Genomic DNA, 20202 nt, shown 5'->3' on the forward strand with positions numbered 1-20202 from the left:
CTGCCTGAATCAGCTTATAAAGATCGGCCCATGTAATCTGATGAGGGCATGCTGGTCAAAAAAAGTATTGCGCCCTTCAAAACCGGGATCTTGAAGAAGAATATTTAACGCATTGCAGAAATCACGGGATGTCTCGATGGTGACATCCCGCCCAGTGCCGTGTGCGTCAGGCAGTCCGGCCGTAACCGGATTACTGCTGGAAGGCGCGCGCCAGCATGTTCTGCTTTTCAAGCGACACGGGCAGGGTGGTGTTGGTCAGCGCAACGCCCTGCCAGCCCGCGCCAAGGGCCGTGTAAAGGTTGATTGCATCCTGCAGGCGCTCCAGTCGGGCCATGGCCTCGGCATTCTGGGCGTTAAGCGTGGTGCGCTCGGTCGTCAGCACTTCCAGAAAGCCAACCAGGCCCGCCGCATACAGCTTGCGGGCGCGTTCGCTGGCCAGTGAGCTGTCTTCCGCAGCCTTGGCCAGCAATTCGGTGTGTTCCTCATCATCATGCCATGCGGCCATCGCATCCTCGACTTCCTTGAAGCCGTTGAGCACGGACTGCCGGTAAGCCAGGCGGCTTGCCTCGGCCGCAGCCTGCGCCATGCGGATCTGCGAAGTGTATTTGCCGCCATGCATCAGGGGCAGCGAGGCCATCATCAGGAACTGCCAGCTCATGCCGCCCATCTGGAACACCTGGTACAGTGCCGATGCATTGGGGTTGAAGTTCAGCGGAATGGTGAAGTTGGGGTAAAGCTGGGCCACCGCCACGCCAATGCGCGCCGTGGCTTCGGCATAGGTGCGCTCGGCCTTGCGGATGTCGGGGCGGTTGGCAATGACCATGGATGGCAGGGTGGCAGGGAACTCCGGCACCGGCGGCAGCGGCTTGGCCACCTTCAGTTCCAGCTCCGATGTGCCCGGCATCTGCCCCATCAGCACGTCGATGGCATGGGTGATCTGGGAGATATGGGTCTTCAGCGGTTCGCGCGCGGCGGTCTGGGAATCCAGCTCCGCCTTGGCCTGCGCGATCTGCATGGTGTTGCCCACGCCTTCAAGGTACAGCCGGTTGGTCAGGTCATAGGCATCCTGCGCCACATGGATGTTGTTGTTGGCGATTTCCAGCCGCAACTGCTGGTCGCGCAGCATCATGTAGTCGCCCGCAAGTTCCGACAGCATCATGACCATGACGCCACGACGGTCCTCGATCGATTCCTCAACCGCGCGGTTCTCGGCTTCCACCCCACGGCGGATGCGGCCGAATACGTCGATCTGCCAGCTTGCACTGAACCCGTAGCCCAGATACGCGGCCTGTGGCTGGTTGGCGGAACCCGCCGCCGAGCCGGGGCGCAGCGGCCAGTTATCGATATTGATCGAATAGCGGACATTACCAGCCGAGGCCTGCGTATCGACCTGCGGATACCACTGCGATGCCTGCACATCGCGGATGGCGCGCTCGGCCATAATCCGCTGGCCGGCCACCTGCAGGTTGTAATTGCCCGCAATGGCCTTGTCGATCAGCTTGTCGAGTTCAGGATCCTTGAAAAGGTGCCACCACTCCTTGAGTTCCTTGTTGGTGTCCTCGATCTCCTCGGGGGTGGCGGCATGCTCGTCCTCGGTGAACTTGGCGGGAAGTTTCATCCGGTCCGGCTGGTAGCGCGGCCCTACCGTGCAACCGGCCAGAAAGATGGCCGATGTCAGGAACAGGCCGGTCCTGCGGGTAACTGAAGTGATGTTCATGATCGTGCCCGCGCCTCACAGATGGTCTTGCAGCCATGTCGTCAGGCGGCCGCGTTGCGTGCGGGCCTGCGGGCCGACGCTGATCGTGGCCGTCATGCCGGCGGCGAGTGTCACGCTGTCGGGCACATGGTCAAGGTGGATACGGACCGGGATACGCTGTGCCAGCCGCACCCATGTAAAGATCGGGCTGACATCCTGCAGGCCAAGCCCGTCGGGGCGGCCGTTCTGGTCATTGATACCGCGTGCGATGCTGACCACATGGCCGGGAATGATGTCCTTGTAGCCCATGAGCTTGACGCGCGCCTCGTCGCCCACATGCACGCCCCACATCTTGGTTTCCTCGAAGTAGCCGTTGACCCAGTAGGAGTCGGCATCGATCACGGCCAGGCGGGCATGGCCCTCGGTCACGTAATCACCGATCCGCAGGTTGAGGTTGGTGATGTTGCCGTTGACGGGCGAATACAGGATGGAGCGCTGCAGGTTCAGCTTGGCCAGGTCAAGGGCCGCGCGCGCCGCATCGACCGAGGCGATCTGGGTGGCTACGTTCGAGTTGAACACTTCCTGCTCTTCCGCCGAGACGATGCCGCCAAGGCCCATGCGGCGGCGGGCGTCGTTCTGCTTGAGCTTGAGGTCTTCAAGCGCGCCATCGAGCCGGGCCTGCGCCTCGCGGATGGCGAGGCGGAAGCGCACGGGGTCAAGCACGAACAAAGGGTCGCCGCGATGGACGTACTGGTTGTCCACCACCGGCAGTTGCACCACCGTGCCCGATACTTCCGGCGCCACGTCAACGACATAGACACGGACACGTCCGTCACGGGTCCAGGGGGCAATCATGTAGGTGTCCCATAAAGTGATGCCCATGACGACGGCCATCGTCACGACCGCCAGGGTCAGGACCACACGGATCAGGGTGCGCAGGAGAGGCATGGGGATTCTCGAACCTTCTTGGGACAGTCAGATGTACAGGATCATCAGGCACAGGACGCAAGTGTATAGCGCGACCTCGAACAGGGCGAGATGCCAGAACCATTTCATTATGCCGCACCACCACAGCAGCGAGCGCAGCAGCATGGTGACAGGCAGGGCGGCGACGGCATAGACGACAATCGGTGCCATGAAGACACCGAATAGGTTGAATTCGCTCAGCATCAGGCGGTTCTCATTCCGAACGGTCCCGTTGAAGGAGAAACAGGCAGCGACACCCGGTGACAGACTCCGCGCCGCTGTGCCGCTATCTGTAGCCGACACGGCGGCGCGAAGAAACCGTCAATGGTGCCACAATGCAGGGACACGCCCCCGGCAGGGGGTGGGAAAAGGAGGGAAAAGGGCAGGGGCATCACCGCATTGCCACCGGCTGGGGGGGCTGGGCGGGTTTTTTGTGCAGGTTGGCTTCGATCCGCTCGAAAACCGAATAGCATGCCAGCAGTTCCGGCGTGGAAATGCCATGCAGCAGGCGGCTCGACACGGCTTCCACCGCGTGGCGCACCTGGCGTGCCGTGCGTTCGCCCTTTTCCGTCAGGCTGACGACCTTCGAGCGTTTATCTTCATGGTCGGGGGAACGGAACACGAGGTCGCGGCGTTCCAGTACATCAAGCAGGCGGGCGACGGATGGGGCTTCGATTTCAAGTACGCGCACGAGGTCTGTCTGGCGCACGGGGGGCGGCAGCAGGCCAAGATACAGGACAGGTCGCCATGTTGCTTCGGTCAGGCCATATTCGCGCAGGTCATGATCGACCTGCCGACGCCACGCGGCGCCAAGCCGGGCGAGACGGCGACCGAACGACAGTTCCTTCTTGTTGCGCTCCAGATCGGGCATCGGGTTCCGCCAGCGGGGACATACAGGTATTAAGCATGCAAACCATTTGCGTGCTTAGTATGTCCGGAAGCTGCACGTTTCCAGAAAACGCCAATGTGAGCCAATGCAATTTCAGCATGGATACTATCTGGCAATGACGTGGATCATTGCCAGACAGTCCGGGTGCGGCGGTCTGCTGGTGTTATCTGCCGCGACCGGTGAGGCTGCGCAGCAGCCCCCATACCGCCCGGAAGGTGTGGCGGGTCAGCGGGCCGGCTACCGTGGTGGCCACGGCGGACAGGGCCACGGTCTGCCGCAGTTCGTTCAGGGCGTGTTCGCGTGCGAATCGCACCCGGATTTCCTCTGGCGTCATGTAGGAGCGGCGGCCCATCACCAGGCCCATGAGCATCACCAGCACATCGGCCGCGAAGACCATGCCTGCCGCGCCAAGGGCGCTGAAGCCCAGGGTCTGGTAACAGAAGGCCCATAGCAGCCCATGGCCTGAAATGACGGCAAAGAAGGCAAATATCGCTGCCACAACCAGGAACGCGGCCTGACGACCAAGACGGATCGCCATCAGTTTACGTAGGGTCAGCTCCCCTTCAATGATGGTTTTACCGATTTCGCCTATTCTCATGATGCTCGCATGTCCTCTGGTTACGGCAGGCTAAAATGCCTTATTTCGTTGCGCGGCCAAGAAAGTAGCCGATCACCGAGAAAATGGCGATAGCCACAAGCGAACGAGCGCGTGAGCCGCCTTTTTTGGGGGCATGCTCTTCCAGGCTTTCACGGGCCTGGCCTGCCAGCTTCTCGGCCTTGCCCGCCACGTCATGCAGCGCCTGTTTGCCATGCGTGTGCAGCAGGGTTTCAATATGGCTTTTCAGGGCCTGCAGGTCTTCGTGGGTCACGTTCTTGATGGTGTCCGTGGTCTTGCTCATTGTCGTTTCCTTTTTAGGACGGGTGAAGCGGATAATCCTCTGGCAAGGAGGTAACCATTGCTTATAACGCTTTATCCCCCCAGTCAGGTTTCTGTTATCGCATGTCTCCTTTCTCCATACGGCTGGTTGCCAGCGCGCTGGCCGCCTCTCCCGGCGCGTCGGGCCTGTCCTTTTCGGCAGCAGCCGGGGCATGCCTGGCCATTGTCAATGAGCAGGCTGCCTGCCTGAGCACGGTTGCCGACCTGCTTGCGGGCCACGTGCCAGCACGGGCCGGGCAGGTCATGGTCGATGGTGTGGATGTCACGGCCCTCCCGCCCGAGGCACGTCCGTGCACGCTGGTCGGCTGGCGCGACCCTTTGTTCATGCACATGAACGTGCAGGCCAACCTTGCCTTCGGGCTGCGGGCGCGGGGCATGGAGTCGCAGGCGGTGCTGGCGCGGGTGCGTGGCGTGCTGGCCCTGCTGGGGCTTGACGGGCTGGAGCAGGCCCGCCCGGCAACGCTGCCCCCCGAGCAGGCGCTGCGCGTCATGCTGGGTCGCGCTCTGGTGTTCGAGCCGCCCGTGCTGGTGCTTGAAGATGTCTTTGCACCGCTCCCCGCCGCCAGTCGCCGCGCCATGCGCCGCCTGGTCGCCCGCCTTGTCCGCGCGCGCGGGCTGTGCGTGGTGCTGCTGACCCGCGCGCGTGAGGATGCCCTGCTGCTGGGCGATACGATTGCCTGCATGCATGGCATGGACGTGCTGCAGGTGGGTACCGCGCACGACCTGTTCGAGCGCCCTGCCTGTGACCGCGTAGCCACCGAATTTGGCGATGCCAATGCCCTGACCGTGCGCGTAGCCAGCGTGGAGGATGACGTGGCCCTTGCCCATCTGCCGGGTGGCCTGCTGGTTGAAGCCATGGCCATGCCCGGTGTCGCGGCGGACCAGCTGGCTACATTGTGCATTCGCCCCGACCGGGTGGCCGTGATGTTTCCCTCCCGCCCCGGCATGACGGGGGCCGATCCTGACGAGCCGCCCCTGCTTGCCGCCACGCTGACCGATATGCGCCAGATGGGCGACCACGTGCTGCTGCGCCTGCGGCTGGAAAACGGTGCGGAACTGCTCGTGCGCCGCCCACCCACCGCCGCCCTGCAGCGCGTGGCACCGGGGCAGGTGGCGGTACTGGCGTGGCAGCCCGCGCAGGCAATGGCCTTTCCGTTCCGGGGTGAAATGGAGTAGCGTCCGCCATCTTCCGCCTCCGCCCGAAAGGCTGCTTTCCACCCGTGTTCCAGATTGTGTCCCGTCGTTCCCTCAGCGCCATCCTGCCCGGCCTGCTCGCGGCCCTGATCGCCCTGCCCGTGCCGTGGGCGGGCGTGCAGGCGGCCGCCCGCATCCGCCATAGCCCCGCGCTGGTGGTGGCCAGTACGGAGCCGCAGCTGGGTGCGGCGCAGAATGTCGCGTTTTTCCAGCCCTTTACGCAGGCCACCGGGCAGCCTGTGACGCGCCGCGCCTGGACGGGCAGCCTGCCGGACCTCGAGTCCCGTGGCCTTCACGCCGGGAATGACACAGCCTGGTCGCTTGTTTTTGCCGAGGATAGCACCATCCGCGCCGCCTGCATGCAGGGCCTTGTTGTGCATCTGGCAGGCAGCGCCACCAACCCCGATGGCTGCGGCGCGCCGGGGCTGGCAACACAGGTCGTGGTGGCATGGGACCAGACATGGCGTGAGAGCGCGCCGCGCTGGAATGATTTCTGGGATGTGGTGCGTTTTCCCGGCAAGCGCGGCCTGCGGCGCGACCCGCGCACCACGCTCGAGATCGCGCTGCTGGCCGATGGCGTACCGCCCGATCAGGTTTATGGCCAGCTAGCCACGCCGCAGGGCGTTGACCGCGCCTTTCGCAAGCTCAGCCAGCTGCGTCCTTATATAACGTGGTGGTCCACTCCCAATGAGGCGGCAAGTCTCCTGTCACGCAAACAGGTGCTCATGGGCAGCGCCCCGCGTGAAGCCGTGAACAGCATTGCCATGCATGGCGAGCCGGGGCGAATTGGCATCAATACCGACATGGCGCTGTCCTATGACCTGTCATGGGCGGTGGTGGCGGGTCAGTCCGCCGAGCGGCTGGGCCGGTCGCGCGAGCTGCTGCATTTCATTGTTCAGCCAGACCGGCAGGGCGCTTTCGTGGCGGCAGTGCCCTCCGGGCCGTCCGGCCCGGCGCACCCGGCGGCCCTTCTGCCCATGGACGTACAGTTCTGGCAGGTGAATTACGCGCCCCTGTCGCGACGGTTCGAGACATGGCTGCACAAGGCGGGCTGATGCTGCTCTCCCTTACTACCCGCCCGCTGGGCGCGCTGGTGGCCGATGGGTGCACCACCGCGCTGGGGCTTGGGCTGGCCTGCGTGCTGGCGCTGGGGGCGCAGGCCATGCTGCACCGCGCCTGGCCCGCGCGGTGCGTGGTGCTGCGTGGCCTCATGCTGGCCCTCATGCTGCCGGGGCTGGTACTGGCGCTGCTGTGGCCGGGCCTTGCGGGGCACGGTGGCGGCATGGGGAGCGTGGCGCAGGGGGCATTCGTGGCGCCTGCGGCCCTGTGGCCGCTGCTGCGCGTGCTTGATGCCGTGCCGCCCGGCCTGTCGCGCACAGCGCGCGGGCTTGGCGCCGGGGGGCGGGCGCGGCTGCGGCTGCTGTGGCTGCCCCTGCTGGCAGGCCCCGTGGCAGGGGTGGGCGTGTTCTGCGCGGTGATGACCGTGCTGTGCGCCATGGCGGCGGTGGCATGGCAATGAAAATGTACTCATGCGATATGGCAGGACCACATCATGACCGATGAGACCCCTCCTTTCTGGGAGACGACGCCGCTTGCGCAGATGACCCGCGAGCAGTGGGAATCGCTGTGCGATGGCTGCGGGCGGTGCTGCCTGCACAAGCTGCGCGAGGACGAGACGGACGAGGTGCTGTTTACCGATGTCGCCTGCCGCCTGCTCGATACCACCACCTGCCTGTGCACCGATTACGCCCACCGCCATCGTCGCGTGCAGGACTGCATCAGCCTGACGGCGGAAATGCTGGCCGATATCGACTGGCTGCCGCCCACCTGCGGTTACGTGCTGGTGCGCGATGGCGAGCCGTTGCCCTGGTGGCACCCGCTGGTGTCCGGCACGCACGAGACGGTGCATGAGGCGGGCATATCCGTCAGTGGCCGGGTCATCAGCGAGCGCAGGGCTGGCCTGCTGGAAGACCACATCATCGACTGGCCCGGCGAGGCTCCGAAGGATGCATTCTGCCGCACCCGCCCGCGCGGGCGCTGATGGCACGGGGCGCGGAGCCTCAGGACGGGCTTGAGGTCGTGCCCATCGCATCGGGGTCGGTTCCGGTGCGGTGGCGGGTCTCGGCGCGGGCGCGGCGGATTTCGATGCGTATCGACCCTGTGGCGGGGCATGTGGTCATGACCCTGCCACGCTCGGCCCGCAGGGCGGATGGGCTGGCCCTGCTCCGTGCCCATTCCGGCTGGGTCGCGGCTGGCCTTGCGCGCCTGCCGCCCGCTGCCGAACTGCGCCATGGCGGGTATGTGCTGCTTGATGGCCAGAGCCGCGAAATCGTCCACTGCCCCGAAGCCCGGCGGGGCGCGTGGCTGGAAGAAGGCCGCCTGCATGTGAGTGGCGCAGCCGAGTTCATCTCCCGGCGCGTCATGGCCTATCTGCGCGCGCAGGCGCAGGTGCTGCTGCCCGCGCGGCTGCGCATTCAGGCCGAAGCCAGCGGCCTGCGCCCCACCCAGCTCAGGCTGCGTGATACGAAAAGCCGCTGGGGTAGCTGTTCATCCGATGGCAGCATCATGCTGTGCTGGCGGCTGGTCATGGCCCCGCAGGAGGTGCAGCATTACATCATTGCTCACGAACTCGCCCATCTGCGCCATATGAACCATGGCCCGGATTTCTGGCTGCTGGTGGACAAACTTACCCCCCATCGCCGCCAGGCCGAAAAATGGCTGCGGGCCAATGGGGCGAGCCTGCACCGGCTGGTAGGGTAAAAGGGAAAGGGTAAAAGTTTCCGGGTGCCCCTTTTTTCAAAAAGCTTCACCAGAAACTTTTGTTTTTTAAGCTGTGAACTGTTCGGCGATGATCCGTTCCGACAGGCTCTGCCCGGGGTCGAACAGCACGGTAGTATGCAGTTCACGCGCCTCGCTGATCTCGACGGAAATGACATCGCGCACCTCGGTAAAATCCGCCACGGCGGCGACGGGGCGCTTGTCGGTTTCCAGAATATCGAAGCGAACCCGGGCGGTGGAGGGCAGCAGCGCCCCGCGCCACCGGCGCGGGCGGAACGCGCTGATGGGCGTAAGCGGCAGCAGATTGGCCGAGAGCGGCACGATCGGCCCGTGCGCCGAGAGGTTATAGGCGGTCGAACCCGCGGGCGTGGCAATCAGCACGCCATCGCAGATCAGTTCGGGCAGGCGCACGCGCCCGTCCACCCCGATGCGGATCTTGGCCGCCTGCCGTGTCTGGCGGAACAGGAACACATCATTGAGTGCGAGGGCATGCACGCACTGGCCATCCATGGTGGTGGCCTTCATGCGCAGCGGATGCAGGATGGCCACCTGGGCCGCGGCAAGGCGGGCAGGCAGGTCATCAGGCACGGCGGGGTTCATCAGGAAGCCCACCGTGCCGCAGTTGATGCCGTAAACCGGTAGCGTGCGCCCAAGGGTGGTGTGCAGCGTTTCCAGCATGAAGCCATCGCCGCCGAGGCAGATCAGCGCCTCCGCTTCCTCTGGCGGGCACTGGCCGTACTGGCTTACCAGCCGCTCGCGCCATATCTCCGCACTCTCGTTGGGGGCAGCGGCGAAGCACAGTTTTGTGGGGATGTACCCATCGGCCCAGCCGGGGTACGACATGTCGGTCATGGAGTGTGGATGGACAGGCGGTGATGCGCCATGACCGGCATGCGTGCGCGCGTGCTGTCAATCACGCCGCGTTCGATGCGCGCGGTGCTCCAGCCCGGCCCGTCCGAGGCCTGGGCCACGATGGTGCCCCACGGGTCGATGATCATGGAATGACCATAGGTGCGGCGCGGCTGGCCGGAGGCATCGGTATGGGTGCCGGTAGTGCCGCAGGCCACCATCCAGCACTGGGTCTCGATGGCGCGGGCGCGCAGCAGTGTCTCCCAATGGGCAAGCCCGGTCTCGACGGTAAAGGCGGCAGGCACCAGCAGCACGTTGGCGCCGCGCGCGCGCAGCGCATGGAACAGCGCGGGGAAGCGGATATCGTAGCAGATGGCAAGCCCCGCGGTGAGATCGGCCGAAAGCGGGGCCGTGACGATGTCGGAGCCGGGCTCGTAGGTATCGCTCTCGCGGTAGCCCTCGCCGCCGGGCGTGGTCACGTCAAACAGGTGGATCTTGCGGTAACGCGCGATCTCGTGGCCCTGCGGGTTGAACACGAGGGCGGTGTTGAACAGCTTCTCTCCATGCCGCTCGCCAATCGAGCCGCCATGCACGGTAATGCCATGCGCGCGCGCAATGCCTGACAGGAAGCGGTAAAGCGGCCCGGCTTCGCCCGTGCCATCGGGGGTGGGCAGCACTTCGGCTGCGTCGAATTTCATCTCACGCGTGCCGCCAAGGCAGCTCCACATCTCGGGCAGCACCACGAGGTCGGGCTTGTCGGCGGTGATGGCGGCAGTGATGAGGGCGCGGGCAGTGTCGATATTCTCGGGCGCGGAGGCGCCAGGCGCCATCTGGATGACGGTGGTGCGCATCTGGGCTGGTACTCCGTAGGCAGTGCCGCGTGACCATAGGACAGGCGACACGCCCCCCGCAACCGGCACGCAGGGCTGCCGCACTGTTAAAAGGGGGCGTGGCGCGATAGGATGGCCCTCTGGCTCAATATTGAAAAATCAATGGCACATTCCTCATCTTCCCGAACGGTCATCTTCGCGGCCCTTGGCGGCAACCTGCTGGTGGCGGCCACCAAATTTGGCGCGGCCTTCCTGACCGGCAGCGCCTCCATGCTCAGCGAGGCCATCCATTCCCTGATCGATACCGGCAACCAGGGCCTGCTGCTCGTGGGCATGAAGCGCGCCACCCGCCCGGCCACGGCCACGCACCCGTTCGGCCACGGGCTGGAGCTGTATTTCTGGACCTTCGTGGTGGCGCTGCTCATCTTCGGGCTGGGTGCCGGGGTCTCGCTGTATGAGGGGATCATCCACATCATCCACCCGCAGCCGGTGGCACATGTGCTGGTCAATTACATCGTGCTGGTGGCGAGCGTCGTGTTCGAAGGCTCGGTGTGGCTGATGGCGCTGCGGGCCTTCCGCAAGGAGGGCAAGGGCAGGCGCGGCTGGGTGGAGGCCGTGCAGATGAGCAAGGACCCCACCGTGTTCACTGTCCTGTTCGAGGATACGGCGGCACTGAGCGGGCTGTTCGTGGCCCTTCTGGGCAATGTCCTGGCTGAGTGGCTGGACATGCCGGTGCTTGATGGGGTGGCCTCCATCATCATCGCCTGCATCCTTGCGGTTACGGCCACTTTCCTTGCGCGGGAATCCCAGTCGCTGCTGACGGGCGAGGGGGTTGCGCCTGAGGTGCTGCGCGCGCTGCGCAACATGGCGCTGGCAGCCGATGGCGTGGAGCGGCTGAATGAGATCCGCTCCATGCATTTCGGCCCGCGCGACGTGCTGGTGGTGATCAGCCTCGATTTTCGCAATGACATGACGGCGGGGCAGGTCGAGATCGTGGTCAGCACGCTCGAGCGCCAGATCAAGCAGGCCTACCCCGAGGTCACGCGCGTGTTCATCGAGGCGCAGGACAGCCGTGGCCAGCCTGCCGCAACGCCTGCCCGCGGCACGGCCGTTACGCCGTGACGAATTCCGCCGCCCGGTAGCCCTGCGCGAACAGCAGGCTGCGCAGCGTGGTGGCGTTGATCTGGTTGCTGATCTCGCGCCGCACGGCAGGCTTGGCGTGGAAGGCAATGCCCAGCCCCGCTACCCGCAGCATGGCCAGATCATTCGCGCCATCGCCGGTGGCCAGCGCATCTTCCACGGTGACCCCTTGGGCTGCGACAAGACGCCTGAGGTGCGCAAGCTTGGCATCCGGGCCTAAAATGGGCTGGCCGACTTCCCCGGTCAGGCTGTCGCCTGCATCAAGCAGGGTATTGGCGTGGTTTTCATCAAAGCCGCACAGCTTTGCCACCCGGCTGGTGAAGAACGTGAACCCGCCTGATACAAGTGCCGTGCGCGCCCCGTTGGCTCCCATGGTGCGCACCAGTTCGACCGCCCCCGTGTTGAGCTTCACGTCCTTCCACGCTTTTTCCAGCAAGGTAACGGGCAGACCACGCAGCAGGGCCACACGCTCGCGCAGGGCGGCCTCGAATTCGATCTCGCCATTCATGGAGCGGCGCGTGATCTCGGCAATCTTCTCGCCAATGCCGGCATGGGCCGCGATATCGTCCAGCGTTTCGCAACTGACGATGGTGCTGTCCATGTCGGCCACCAGCACGCGCTTGCGGCGACCGCCAGCGGGCGTTACCAGCACGTCGATATGGGCCTTGGCGAACATATCGCGCAGGGCCGTGATGTTGGGGGCGGTGCAGGCCATCTCGACCGCTTCCCCTTCCGACAGGGTCACGGGGGCGGCAGCGTGTGCAAGGTCGCGCGCGGCTTCGATATCGACCGCCGTAAGCGATGTGGCATCACGGTTGGCCACCAGTACAAGGGTATGGGCGTGGGAAGGGGAATCAGCCATGGGGTCCGGGTCAGTGAAAGGAATGAAACAATGACACGCCCCCCTTCAGGGCAGGCGCGCGTGGCGCTAATCGTGGCGGGTCCGACCTGTTCGGGCAAGTCCGCACTCGCGCTGGCCCTTGCCCGCGAGGTGGGCGGCACCATCATCAACACCGATTCGATGCAGGTCTACCACGACCTGCGCATTCTCACCGCGCGCCCCAGCCCGGCGGAGGAAGCCTGCGTGCCCCATGCGCTGTATGGCGTGTTGCCTGCTGCCCGTAATGGGTCGGTGGCGTGGTGGCGCGAGCAGGCGCTGGCGGCGGCGGGTAGCGCGTGGGATGCCGGGCGCGTGCCAATATTTTGTGGCGGCACGGGCATGTATTTCCGCGCCCTGACCGATGGGCTGGCCGATATTCCCCAGCCGCCGCCCGCCATCCGCGAACAGGCGCGTGGCCTGCTGGCCGAACTTGGTGCCCCTGCCCTGCATGCCCGCCTGCAACAGCTTGACCCTGAAACCGCCGCCACCCTGCGCCCCACCGATGGCCAGCGCATTGCCCGCGCGTGGGAGGTGCAGGCCGCTACCGGGCACGGCATGGCATGGTGGCGGCGCGAGGCCGTGCTGCCGGGGCTTGATGCCCGCTTCATTGCCGTAAGGCTGCACCCTGCGCGTGACGGGCTGCGCGCGGCCATTGCCCGGCGCTTTCATGCCATGCTGGACCAGGGCGCGATGGCGGAGGTGCAGGCCCTGCTGGCGCAGGACCTGTCGCCCGACCTGCCGGCCATGCGCGCCCATGGCGTGCCCGAACTTGCCGCCGTGCTGCGCGGCGAGATGACACGGGCGGATGCGGCGGCGCGTGCCATCCAGTTGACCGGGCAATATACGAAGCGGCAGGCCACATGGTTTGCCCATCACCCGCTCGCGGCGCCAGAAGACACGTTTTTATATGAAAAACGATTCGAAAAAAACGAACTCGCGCAACAAATGGAAAGGGTAGACGATAAAATCATTTCTTTTGTTATTAAACGCATTGACGCGGGCCAAGGCTTTCCGTAAACCCGGCCCGGGATTTCGCCTGATCAGGGCTGGCCGGATTGTTCTGGCCGCCAGTGGCGAAGGAGCAGGACCATGAACACAGCATCGCACCAGACCGACCTGAAGCCTCACGCAGCGGGCACGGATACATCCGTACTCAGCGGCGCGGAGGTACTTCTGCGCGTACTGGCCGAGCAGGGGGTCGAGGTCATTTTCGGCTATCCCGGTGGCGCGGTCCTGCCGATTTATGATGCCATTTTCCGCCAGGATGCGATTCGCCACGTGCTGGTCCGCCATGAGCAGGCTGCCGTGCATGCGGCCGAGGCCTATGCCCGCTCGACCGGCAAGGTGGGCGTGGTGCTGGTTACCAGCGGGCCGGGTGCCACCAACACCGTGACCGGCCTGCTCGATGCCATGCTGGATTCGATTCCGGTGGTCTGCTTCTCTGGCCAGGTGGGCGTGCCGCTGATCGGCACCGATGCCTTTCAGGAGGCGGACACGACCGGCATCACCCGCCCGGCCACCAAATACAACTACCTCATCCGCCGGGCGGAAGAGGTGGCGCCGTGCGTGCACGAAGCCTTCCATATCGCGCGCAGCGGCCGCCCAGGCCCGGTGCTTGTCGACCTGCCCAAGAACCTGATGGTCGGCCCCGCGCCCTATAGCGACGCCCCGCGCGTGCCGCACCCGTCCTACCGCCCGCAGACCGAGCCGGGCCGGGACGTGATCGCGCGCGCCGTGGCCGCCATGAAGGGCGCGCGCCGCCCGCTGTTCTATACCGGTGGCGGCATCATCAATGCCGGGCCGGAGGCATCAGCCGCCCTGCGCAAGCTGGTGGAAAAGACGGGCTTTCCGTGCACCTCCACGCTGATGGGGCTGGGGGCGATGCCTGCGGGTGACCGGCGCTTCCTTGGCATGCTGGGCATGCACGGCACGTACGAGGCCAACATGGCCACCCATGGCTGCGACGTGCTGATTGCGCTGGGTTCGCGCTTTGATGACCGCGTGACCGGCAGGCTCGATGCGTTCTCGCCCGGTTCGTTCAAGATCCATGCCGATATCGACCCCAGCCAGATCAACAAGATCGTGCAGGTTGACGTGGGCATTGTGGGGGATGCGCGGCGCGTGGTCGAGATGATGCTGGAGGAGTGGGAGTGCACGCCCGCCAATACCCGCCAGCCCATCGACATGGCGCAGTGGTGGCACCAGATCAACGAATGGCGCAAGACCGACAGCCTCGGCTTCGTGCAGGACAGGGCGCCCGAGGCGATCATCCGCCCGCAATATGCCATCCGCCGCCTGCATGAACTCGCCACCGCCACCGGGCGCGACACCTATGTCTCGACCGAGGTGGGGCAGCACCAGATGTGGGCGGCCCAGCATTTCGGCTTTGACAAGCCCAATCGCTGGCTGACCTCGGGCGGGCTTGGCACCATGGGCTATGGCCTGCCCGCCGCCGTGGGCGCGCAGATTGCCCATCCCGATGCGCTGGTGATCGACATTGCGGGTGAAGCCTCGACGCTGATGAACATCCAGGAACTTTCCACCATCGCGCAGTACCGCCTGCCGGTTAAGGTGTTCATTTTGAACAACCAGTATATGGGCATGGTGCGCCAGTGGCAGGAACTGCTGCATGACTCGCGCTATTCCGAGAGCTACAGCGCAGCGCTGCCCGATTTCGTTAAGCTGGCGGAAAGCTTTCATGGCAAGGGCCTGCGCGCGACCTGCATGGGCGAGCTTGATGGTGTGATTGCCGAGATGCTGGCCCATCCCGGCCCGGTGGTGGCGGATATATGCGTGGCGCAGGATGAAAACTGCTACCCCATGATCCCCTCGGGGGCAGCGCATAACCAGATGCTCCTCGGCCCCGATCAGGATGACGAGATCAGCGCCGAAGGCCGCATGCTGGTCTGATCGCGCCCCTGCCTGTAGCGCGCCGCACTACAGGTTTCTGTCCTTTCCTGCCGCCCCTGCCCTGCAGGGCGGCGCCCCAAGCAGTCAGGAAACACATCATGACCACGCAGCAGGAGAGCCCGGTCTCCGCGGTCATTTCCATTCAGGTCGAGAACGAGAGCGGCGCGCTGGCCCGCGTGATCGGCCTGTTCTCAGGTCGTGGATACAATATCGAGAGCCTGACCGTGGCTGCGGTGGATGAAACCCGCCGCCAGTCGCGCATCAATATCGTGACGACCGCGACCCCGCATGTGCTGTGCCAGATCCGCGCGCAGGTGGAGCGGCTGGTGCCGGTGTACCGCGTGGCGGTCATGACCGGGCGCGAACCGCACGTGGCGCGCGAGATGGCGCTCGTCAAGGTGATTGCCAGCGGCGAGCGCCGGGCCGACGCGCTGCGTATCGCGCAGGCCTTCCGCGCGCACCCGGTTGATGCCTCGGCCACCTCGTTCGTCTTTGAGCTGACCGGCGCGTCCGACAAGCTTGATGCCTTCATCGACCTCATGCGTCCCCTTGGCCTTGCCGAGGTGTCGCGCACGGGTATTGCCGCCATCGCCCGTGGGGCAGCAATCCTGTAAGGGTCGCGTTTTCTACTTCATCCGTTTTTCATTCCTCAAGGAGCAACACCATGCGCGTCTATTATGATCGCGATGCCGACGTGAACCTGATCAAGAGCAAGAAGGTTGCCATCATCGGCTACGGCAGCCAGGGCCATGCCCATGCCAACAACCTCAAGGACTCCGGCGTGACCGACATCGTTGTCGGCCTGCGCCCGGAATCGAAGGCCGTTGCCAAGGCCGAGGCCGCCGGCTTCAAGGTCATGACCCCCGCCGATGCCGCCAAGTGGGCCGATGTGGTGATGGTGCTGACCCCTGATGAGGGCCAGGGCGCGCTGTACAAGGAATCGCTGGAAAAGAACCTCAAGCAGGGCGCGGCCCTTGCCTTCGCGCATGGTCTGGCCATTCACTTCCGCATCATTGAGGCGCGTCCCGACCTTGATGTGTTCCTGATCGCGCCCAAGGGTCCTGGCCACACCGTGCGTTCGGAATACCAGAAGGGTGGCGGCGTGCCGTCGCTGGTGGCCGTGGCGCAGAATGCCTCGGGCAATGCGCTTGAAATCGCGCTGTCCTATGCTTCCGCCAACGGCGGTGGCCGTGCAGGCATCATCGAGACCACCTTCAAGGAAGAGGTCGAAACCGACCTGTTCGGCGAGCAGGCCGTGCTGTGCGGTGGTCTGGTCGAGCTGATCCGCGCGGGCTTCGAGACGCTGGTTGAAGCCGGTTACGCCCCCGAGATGGCCTATTTCGAGTGCCTGCACGAAATGAAGCTGATCGTCGACCTGATCTATGAAGGCGGCATCGCGAACATGAACTACTCCATCTCCAACACTGCGGAGTATGGTGAATACGTGTCCGGCCCGCGCGTGATCACGCCGGAAACCAAGGTCGAGATGAAGAAGATCCTGACCGACATTCAGGATGGCACCTTCGTGCGCAACTTCATCCTTGAAAACCAGTCCGGCAACATCGGCTTCAAGGCTACCCGTGCGCATAACAACGAGCACCAGATCGAGAAGGTGGGCGAGAAGCTGCGCGGCATGATGTCGTGGATCGGCAAGAACAAGCTGGTCGACAAGGCCCGCAACTGATCCATGCAAAATAACGCAGGCGCCCTGCCGCCAGCGTATTTTCAGCGCCAGCCGGATTGTTCCGGCTGGCGTTTTTTTTATGTCCGCTTTCATGGGACTGCCCCGCATTTGCCGTGACACGACCGGGCACGGGTGCCACCATGCGCGCCGGTATGAATAGCAGGAGCGCCGTATCGTGACGGACTACGTAATTCCCCCCTACACCCTTCCTGTCGTGCCAGTGGAGGGGAGTGCGGGTGTCTTTCCTGTCAGGCGGATATGGTGCGTGGGGCAGAACTATGCCGCCCATGCGCGTGAGATGGGCAGCAACCCCGAGCGCTCCGAGCCCTTCTTTTTTGCCAAGCCGGCTGATGCGGTAGTACCCGGTGGCGGGCTGCTGCCGTTTCCCGTCAGCACGGCCGACCTGCATCATGAGGTGGAGCTTGTTGCCGCCATCGGGCGCGAGGGGGCGGACATTGAGGTGGAGAAGGCGCTCTCGCACATCTATGGCTATGCGGTGGGGCTGGACATGACCCGGCGCGACCTGCAGGCCGCCGCCAAGAAAGCGGGCCGCCCGTGGTCGCTGGCCAAGGGGTTTGACCAGTCCTGTCCCATTTCCGCCGTGGTGCCAGCCGCGCGCATTGGTCACCCCGAAAGTGGGGCCATTGCCCTGAGCATCAATGGCGAGCAGCGCCAGAAAGGCGACCTGGTGGAAATGATCTGGTCCGTGCCCGAGATTGTTTCCTGCCTCAGCCGTTTTGTAACCCTTGCGCCGGGCGACCTGATCATGACCGGCACGCCCTCGGGCGTGGGGCCGGTCAAGCGGGGCGATGTGTTGCATGCCACCTGTGCCGGGGTGGGTGAGCTCAACGTGACCTATACCGGCTGAAGCCTGCCGCTTGTGGATGATAAAAGCTTTTGGGTGCCGTCTTTTTTCAAAAAGGCGGCGTTCTTGTCGAAGCTTTTTGAAAAAAAGCTTCACCAAAAACTTTTCATTGTTGGTGCAATGCGCTGCAGGCCGCCGTTTTACAGACATTTAGGGAAGGAAAAGAGATGCAATACCGCCAGCTTGGCCGTTCAGGCCTCAGGATTTCCGCCTTCACGTTGGGCACCATGACCTTTGGCGGCAAGGGCGACTTTGCCAAGACCGGTGATACGGACCTTGCAGGCGCCCGCCGCCAGCTTGACCTGTGCATCGAGGCCGGGATCAACATGTTCGATACCGCCGATATCTATTCAGCCGGTGTGTCGGAGGAAATTCTTGGCGCGGCGCTGAAGGGCCGCAGCGATGACATCATGGTCACCACCAAGGCCCGCTTTACCATGGGCAAAGGCGCGAATGACGCCGGGCTGTCGCGCTATCACCTCATCCGCTCATGCGAAGCCAGCCTCAAACGGCTGGGGCGTGACCATATCGACCTGTATTACCTGCATGAATGGGATGGCCAGACCCCGCTTGATGAAACGCTCGAAGCGCTCGACACCCTGACCCGCGCGGGCAAGATCCGTTATACCGGGGTGTCCAATTTCTCGGCATGGCACCTGATGAAGGCGCTGTCGGTTGCCGAACGTGACCGGCTGATCGCACCCGTCGCGCAGCAGATCTATTACTCGCTGCAGGCGCGCGAGGCGGAATATGAACTGCTGCCGCTTTCGCTCGACCAGGGCATTGGCGTGCAGGTGTGGAGTCCCATGGCCGGGGGCCTGCTTTCGGGCAAGTACCGTCGGGGCAAGCCGCAGCCCGCAGGGACGCGCCAGATCGAGAAATGGGGCGAGCCGCCGGTTCATGATATCGAAAAGCTCTATGATGTGGTGGAAGTCCTCGTCAGCATTGCCGAGGCCCGCAACATCTCCGCCGCCCAGGTGGCGCTGGCATGGGTGGCGCAGCGGCCCGCCATTACCTCCATCGTGATCGGCGCACGCACCGAGGCGCAGCTTGTCGATAACCTCAAGGCCGCCGACCTTGTGCTGAGTGCTGAAGAAATCAGCCGCCTTGATGCAGCAAGCGCCCCCCCGCTGCTCTATCCCTACTGGCATCAGGCCAGCAATGCGTCTGACCGCCTCTCGGCCGCTGACCTGCTGCTGCTTGGTCCGGCAGTGGCGGCCAAGGCCAAAAAGGCAGAGTAAAAAAACAGAAGTTTCTGGGTGCCGCCTTTTTTCAAAAAGGCGGCGTTCCTGTCGAAGCTTTTTGGAAAAATCTTTACCAAAACGCCTTGACTGTTGATGAATTTTTGCGGTGGCAGGTCGGATTGGCCGACATTCAGCATCAGCCGCCCAATGAAGTGGCAGCGCTTCTTCATAACTCTTTGGGCGAATGGCCGTTACGCCGATAAGGCACGGCAAGCGTGATCTGGATCAAGGTTGCAGGCCCTGCGCCAATGGTCAGCTAACCCCATGATCAGACACGGCATGGAAGAAGGAAACTGGCAGCCAGTATCTTGTAATAACATCGAACGGATCCCATCTGGAATCCAGCGCCTTGCCGTTGCCTGTTGAGGGACGGCGCAAAGGCAGAACCATCCTGTCGCCTGATTGAAAGGGACGAAGAAACATATGAACATCGAGAAATTCACGGAACGTTCGCGCGGTTTCCTGCAGGCTGCCCAGACCATTGCCATGCGCGACTACAACCAGCAGTTGACACCCGAGCACCTGCTCAAGGCCCTGCTTGATGATGATCAGGGCGCCGCTTCCGCCCTGATCCGTGCCGCAGGCGGTGACGTGCCCGCCATTACCAGCGCCAACGAAGCCGCTCTTGCCAAGCTGCCAAAGGTGCAGGGCAGTGGCGCAGGCCAGCCCAGCGCCACCGGTGAACTGGTGCGCGTGCTTGATGCAGCCGAGCAGGCCGCACAGAAGGCGGGTGATGGCTTTGTTGCGCAGGACCGGCTGCTCGCCGCCATTGCCGCATCTGAAACACCTGCCGGTCAGGCCCTGCGTGCTGGTGGTGCCACGCCACAGGCGCTGGAAAAAGCCATTGCCACCATCCGCAAGGGACGCACCGTGGATAGCGAAAACGCCGAAGCCAATTTTGACGCGCTGAAGAAATATGCCCGCGACGTGACCGAGGTGGCCCTTCAGGGCAAGCTCGATCCGGTCATTGGCCGTGATGAGGAAATCCGCCGCGCCATTCAGGTGCTGGCACGCCGCAGCAAGAACAACCCGGTTCTGATCGGTGAGCCAGGCGTTGGCAAGACCGCCATCGTTGAAGGGCTGGCCCAGCGTATCGTCAATGGCGACGTGCCCGAGGCGCTCAAGAACAAGAAGCTCCTCTCGCTCGACATGGGTGCGCTGGTTGCAGGTGCGAAGTTCCGTGGTGAGTTCGAGGAACGCCTGAAAGCGGTACTGAAGGAGATCGAGTCCGCCGAAGGCCAGATCATCCTGTTCATCGATGAGATGCACACCCTCGTGGGCGCAGGCCGCAGCGACGGCGCGATGGATGCCTCCAACCTCATCAAGCCCGAACTCGCCCG

At 64.2% G+C, this 20202-nt stretch carries 22 protein-coding genes (1 of these 22 only partly in view); 13 read left to right on the top strand and 9 right to left on the bottom strand.

The window, feature by feature from the left end; genetic code table 11:
- Nucleotides 1–190: 190 nt before the first annotated feature.
- From FMA36_RS06060 to FMA36_RS06085, 6 genes are all read right to left on the bottom strand, one after another.
- Entirely contained in the window at nucleotides 191–1717 is a 1527-nt protein-coding gene (locus FMA36_RS06060) for an efflux transporter outer membrane subunit (RefSeq protein ID WP_159261547.1), read from the bottom strand.
- Between the two features lie 15 nt (nucleotides 1718–1732).
- Nucleotides 1733–2644 (bottom strand): HlyD family secretion protein, encoded by a 912-nt coding sequence (locus FMA36_RS06065; protein WP_078525441.1) that lies wholly within the window; start codon nucleotides 2642–2644, stop codon nucleotides 1733–1735.
- 27 nt (nucleotides 2645–2671) lie between these two features.
- Nucleotides 2672–2866, bottom strand: coding sequence for a DUF1656 domain-containing protein (locus FMA36_RS06070; protein ID WP_010510087.1), 195 nt, complete (start codon nucleotides 2864–2866; stop codon nucleotides 2672–2674).
- A gap of 187 nt (nucleotides 2867–3053) precedes the next feature.
- Complete coding sequence (locus tag FMA36_RS06075) at nucleotides 3054–3533, bottom strand: MarR family winged helix-turn-helix transcriptional regulator (protein WP_159261549.1); 480 nt, start codon at nucleotides 3531–3533, stop codon at nucleotides 3054–3056.
- A 181-nt stretch (nucleotides 3534–3714) separates the two neighbouring features.
- Nucleotides 3715–4149 (bottom strand): hypothetical protein, encoded by a 435-nt coding sequence (locus tag FMA36_RS06080; RefSeq protein ID WP_159261550.1) that lies wholly within the window; start codon nucleotides 4147–4149, stop codon nucleotides 3715–3717.
- Nucleotides 4150–4189: 40 nt separating this feature from the next.
- Entirely contained in the window at nucleotides 4190–4450 is a 261-nt protein-coding gene (locus FMA36_RS06085) for a hypothetical protein (RefSeq protein WP_159261552.1), read from the bottom strand.
- Nucleotides 4451–4551: 101 nt separating this feature from the next.
- Between FMA36_RS06085 and FMA36_RS06090 the strand changes: the two genes are divergently transcribed.
- From FMA36_RS06090 to FMA36_RS06110, 5 genes are read left to right on the top strand one after another with little or no spacing between them, the layout of a single operon-like run.
- Nucleotides 4552–5664, top strand: a complete 1113-nt coding sequence (locus FMA36_RS06090; RefSeq protein ID WP_159261554.1) for an ABC transporter ATP-binding protein — start codon at nucleotides 4552–4554, stop codon at nucleotides 5662–5664.
- A gap of 44 nt (nucleotides 5665–5708) precedes the next feature.
- A complete protein-coding gene (locus FMA36_RS06095; RefSeq protein ID WP_240906494.1) occupies nucleotides 5709–6737 on the top strand; it encodes an extracellular solute-binding protein in 1029 nt (342 codons plus the stop codon).
- Nucleotides 6716–7201, top strand: a complete 486-nt coding sequence (locus tag FMA36_RS06100; protein WP_159261557.1) for a hypothetical protein — start codon at nucleotides 6716–6718, stop codon at nucleotides 7199–7201. The genes FMA36_RS06095 and FMA36_RS06100 overlap by 22 nt, the downstream gene beginning before the upstream one ends.
- 33 nt (nucleotides 7202–7234) lie before the next feature.
- Nucleotides 7235–7723, top strand: a complete 489-nt coding sequence (locus FMA36_RS06105) for a YcgN family cysteine cluster protein (RefSeq protein WP_159261558.1) — start codon at nucleotides 7235–7237, stop codon at nucleotides 7721–7723.
- On the top strand, nucleotides 7723–8442 hold the full coding sequence (locus FMA36_RS06110) for a M48 family metallopeptidase (RefSeq protein ID WP_159261560.1): 720 nt from the start codon (nucleotides 7723–7725) through the stop codon (nucleotides 8440–8442). Before FMA36_RS06105 ends, FMA36_RS06110 begins: the two co-directional genes overlap by 1 nt.
- A 66-nt stretch (nucleotides 8443–8508) precedes the next feature.
- Here FMA36_RS06110 and FMA36_RS06115 read toward each other — a convergent pair whose 3' ends face one another.
- The gene (locus tag FMA36_RS06115; RefSeq protein ID WP_159261562.1) at nucleotides 8509–9312 is read right to left on the bottom strand and encodes an NAD kinase; all 804 of its coding nucleotides are present in this window, start codon (nucleotides 9310–9312) and stop codon (nucleotides 8509–8511) included.
- The gene (locus FMA36_RS06120; protein WP_159261564.1) at nucleotides 9309–10160 is read right to left on the bottom strand and encodes a carbon-nitrogen hydrolase family protein; all 852 of its coding nucleotides are present in this window, start codon (nucleotides 10158–10160) and stop codon (nucleotides 9309–9311) included. The genes FMA36_RS06115 and FMA36_RS06120 overlap by 4 nt, the downstream gene beginning before the upstream one ends.
- Nucleotides 10161–10301: 141 nt before the next feature.
- On the opposite strand from FMA36_RS06120, the gene FMA36_RS06125 reads away from it, so the two are divergent.
- Nucleotides 10302–11261: a cation diffusion facilitator family transporter gene (locus FMA36_RS06125; RefSeq protein ID WP_159261566.1), complete on the top strand. Its 960-nt coding sequence runs from the start codon at nucleotides 10302–10304 to the stop codon at nucleotides 11259–11261.
- Here FMA36_RS06125 and serB read toward each other — a convergent pair.
- A complete protein-coding gene (gene serB / locus FMA36_RS06130) occupies nucleotides 11251–12141 on the bottom strand; it encodes a phosphoserine phosphatase SerB (protein WP_159261568.1) in 891 nt (296 codons plus the stop codon). The genes FMA36_RS06125 and serB overlap by 11 nt on opposite strands.
- 30 nt (nucleotides 12142–12171) lie before the next feature.
- Between serB and miaA the strand changes: the two genes are divergently transcribed.
- The 7 genes from miaA to clpB form a co-directional block, all read left to right on the top strand.
- The gene (gene miaA / locus FMA36_RS06135) at nucleotides 12172–13176 is read left to right on the top strand and encodes a tRNA (adenosine(37)-N6)-dimethylallyltransferase MiaA (protein ID WP_159261570.1); all 1005 of its coding nucleotides are present in this window, start codon (nucleotides 12172–12174) and stop codon (nucleotides 13174–13176) included.
- 72 nt (nucleotides 13177–13248) lie between these two features.
- A complete protein-coding gene (ilvB, locus tag FMA36_RS06140) occupies nucleotides 13249–15069 on the top strand; it encodes a biosynthetic-type acetolactate synthase large subunit (RefSeq protein ID WP_159261572.1) in 1821 nt (606 codons plus the stop codon).
- 98 nt (nucleotides 15070–15167) lie between these two features.
- Nucleotides 15168–15683 carry an acetolactate synthase small subunit gene (gene ilvN / locus FMA36_RS06145; RefSeq protein ID WP_159261574.1) on the top strand — a complete coding sequence of 172 codons (516 nt, stop codon included), beginning with the start codon at nucleotides 15168–15170 and terminating at the stop codon, nucleotides 15681–15683.
- 50 nt (nucleotides 15684–15733) lie between these two features.
- Nucleotides 15734–16753 (top strand): ketol-acid reductoisomerase, encoded by a 1020-nt coding sequence (ilvC, locus tag FMA36_RS06150; RefSeq protein ID WP_159261576.1) that lies wholly within the window; start codon nucleotides 15734–15736, stop codon nucleotides 16751–16753.
- 175 nt (nucleotides 16754–16928) lie between these two features.
- Nucleotides 16929–17621: a fumarylacetoacetate hydrolase family protein gene (locus FMA36_RS06155; RefSeq protein WP_159261578.1), complete on the top strand. Its 693-nt coding sequence runs from the start codon at nucleotides 16929–16931 to the stop codon at nucleotides 17619–17621.
- A gap of 164 nt (nucleotides 17622–17785) precedes the next feature.
- On the top strand, nucleotides 17786–18859 hold the full coding sequence (locus FMA36_RS06160; protein WP_159261580.1) for an aldo/keto reductase: 1074 nt from the start codon (nucleotides 17786–17788) through the stop codon (nucleotides 18857–18859).
- Between the two features lie 426 nt (nucleotides 18860–19285).
- Nucleotides 19286–20202 carry the 5' end (the start) of an ATP-dependent chaperone ClpB gene (gene clpB / locus FMA36_RS06165; RefSeq protein WP_159261582.1) on the top strand. 1687 nt of this gene lie beyond the right edge of the window, so only the first 917 of its 2604 coding nucleotides appear in the window; the start codon lies at nucleotides 19286–19288; its stop codon lies off the right edge, out of view.

Source organism: Komagataeibacter xylinus (assembly GCF_009834365.1).
In the GTDB taxonomy this organism is placed as follows: domain Bacteria; phylum Pseudomonadota; class Alphaproteobacteria; order Acetobacterales; family Acetobacteraceae; genus Komagataeibacter; species Komagataeibacter xylinus_D.

Excerpts from the sequence above, each read along its gene's own strand:
- FMA36_RS06085 (WP_159261552.1), bottom strand. The coding sequence starts at position 4,450 with ATGAGCAAGACCACGGACACCATCAAGAACGTGACCCACGAAGACCTG.
- FMA36_RS06060 (WP_159261547.1), bottom strand. The coding sequence starts at position 1,717 with ATGAACATCACTTCAGTTACCCGCAGGACCGGCCTGTTCCTGACATCG.
- FMA36_RS06110 (WP_159261560.1), top strand. The coding sequence starts at position 7,723 with ATGGCACGGGGCGCGGAGCCTCAGGACGGGCTTGAGGTCGTGCCCATC.
- FMA36_RS06080 (WP_159261550.1), bottom strand. The coding sequence starts at position 4,149 with ATGAGAATAGGCGAAATCGGTAAAACCATCATTGAAGGGGAGCTGACC.
- ilvC (WP_159261576.1), top strand. The coding sequence starts at position 15,734 with ATGCGCGTCTATTATGATCGCGATGCCGACGTGAACCTGATCAAGAGC.
- FMA36_RS06100 (WP_159261557.1), top strand. The coding sequence starts at position 6,716 with ATGGCTGCACAAGGCGGGCTGATGCTGCTCTCCCTTACTACCCGCCCG.
- FMA36_RS06125 (WP_159261566.1), top strand. The coding sequence starts at position 10,302 with ATGGCACATTCCTCATCTTCCCGAACGGTCATCTTCGCGGCCCTTGGC.
- FMA36_RS06065 (WP_078525441.1), bottom strand. The coding sequence starts at position 2,644 with ATGCCTCTCCTGCGCACCCTGATCCGTGTGGTCCTGACCCTGGCGGTC.
- FMA36_RS06070 (WP_010510087.1), bottom strand. The coding sequence starts at position 2,866 with ATGCTGAGCGAATTCAACCTATTCGGTGTCTTCATGGCACCGATTGTC.
- serB (WP_159261568.1), bottom strand. The coding sequence starts at position 12,141 with ATGGCTGATTCCCCTTCCCACGCCCATACCCTTGTACTGGTGGCCAAC.
- FMA36_RS06090 (WP_159261554.1), top strand. The coding sequence starts at position 4,552 with ATGTCTCCTTTCTCCATACGGCTGGTTGCCAGCGCGCTGGCCGCCTCT.
- FMA36_RS06160 (WP_159261580.1), top strand. The coding sequence starts at position 17,786 with ATGCAATACCGCCAGCTTGGCCGTTCAGGCCTCAGGATTTCCGCCTTC.
- miaA (WP_159261570.1), top strand. The coding sequence starts at position 12,172 with ATGACACGCCCCCCTTCAGGGCAGGCGCGCGTGGCGCTAATCGTGGCG.
- ilvN (WP_159261574.1), top strand. The coding sequence starts at position 15,168 with ATGACCACGCAGCAGGAGAGCCCGGTCTCCGCGGTCATTTCCATTCAG.
- FMA36_RS06120 (WP_159261564.1), bottom strand. The coding sequence starts at position 10,160 with ATGCGCACCACCGTCATCCAGATGGCGCCTGGCGCCTCCGCGCCCGAG.
- FMA36_RS06115 (WP_159261562.1), bottom strand. The coding sequence starts at position 9,312 with ATGACCGACATGTCGTACCCCGGCTGGGCCGATGGGTACATCCCCACA.
- ilvB (WP_159261572.1), top strand. The coding sequence starts at position 13,249 with ATGAACACAGCATCGCACCAGACCGACCTGAAGCCTCACGCAGCGGGC.
- FMA36_RS06075 (WP_159261549.1), bottom strand. The coding sequence starts at position 3,533 with ATGCCCGATCTGGAGCGCAACAAGAAGGAACTGTCGTTCGGTCGCCGT.
- FMA36_RS06105 (WP_159261558.1), top strand. The coding sequence starts at position 7,235 with ATGACCGATGAGACCCCTCCTTTCTGGGAGACGACGCCGCTTGCGCAG.